The following is a 1,090-nucleotide window of genomic DNA, read 5'->3' as shown; positions in this document are numbered from 1 at the left end:
CGCGCGGCCTGCGGCGCCACAAAAAAAAACAGGTGGGGGGGTGTTGTGTTTTTTTTTGGTGGGGGGGGTGGGCCCGGGTGGGGGTGGGGGTGGGTTGCCCCCCCACTTCGTCCGGGACGACATCATCGGATCAGAAGTCCATGCCGCCCATGCCGCCGCCCGGAGGCATTGCGGGGCCGGAGCCGCCCTTCTTGGGCAGTTCGGCGACCATGGCTTCCGTGGTGATCAGCAGGGCCGCAACCGAGGCCGCGTTCTGGATCGCCACACGCACCACCTTGGTCGGGTCGATGATGCCCTTCGAGATCAGGTTGACGTATTCGCCGGTCTGGGAATCGAAGCCGTAGGAATACTGCTCCTTTTCGAGGATCCTGCCGATGATCACTGAACCGTCCTCGCCTGCGTTGATCGCGATCTGGCGAGCGGGCCAGGAAAGCGCCTTGCGCACGATCTCGACGCCGGTCTTCTGGTCGTCGTTCTGGGTCTTGATGCGCTTGAGCTGCTCGGAGGCGCGGAGCAGGGCGACGCCGCCGCCCGGCACGATTCCTTCTTCCACAGCTGCACGGGTCGCATGCATCGCGTCATCCACGCGATCCTTGCGCTCCTTCACTTCGGTTTCAGTTGCGCCGCCGACGCGGATCACCGCGACGCCACCTGCGAGCTTGGCAAGACGCTCCTGGAGCTTCTCGCGGTCGTAGTCCGAGGTGGTTTCCTCGATCTGCGCCTTGATCTGAGCCACGCGCGCTTCGATGTCGGCCTTTTTGCCGGCGCCGCTGACGATCGTGGTGTTCTCCTTGTCGATCATCACCTTCTTGGCGCGGCCGAGCATGGCGAGCGTCACGTTCTCCATTTTGATACCGAGATCCTCGGAGATCGCCTGACCGCCGGTCAGCACTGCGATGTCCTGCAGCATGGCCTTGCGGCGATCGCCGAAGCCCGGAGCCTTGACGGCCGCGACCTTCAGGCCGCCACGCAGACGGTTCACGACCAGGGTAGCGAGCGCTTCGCCTTCGACGTCCTCGGCGACGATGACCAGCGGCTTGCCGGTCTGCACCACGGCCTCGAGCAGCGGGAGCAGCTCGTTCAGCGAGGA

Annotated in this window: 1 protein-coding gene; it reads right to left on the bottom strand. The window is 64.9% G+C overall.

All coding sequences use genetic code 11. From position 1 onward, the window contains the following. Positions 1-130 precede the first annotated feature (130 nt). A partial coding sequence (gene groEL / locus ABIB66_RS43510; protein ID WP_354260133.1) for a chaperonin GroEL occupies positions 131-1,090 on the bottom strand: 960 nt, incomplete at its 5' end.

Origin of the sequence: Bradyrhizobium sp. F1.13.3 (assembly GCF_040548265.1) — a bacterium.
Taxonomy (GTDB): domain Bacteria; phylum Pseudomonadota; class Alphaproteobacteria; order Rhizobiales; family Xanthobacteraceae; genus Bradyrhizobium.
This window is presented reverse-complemented; position numbering and strand designations above follow the sequence as displayed.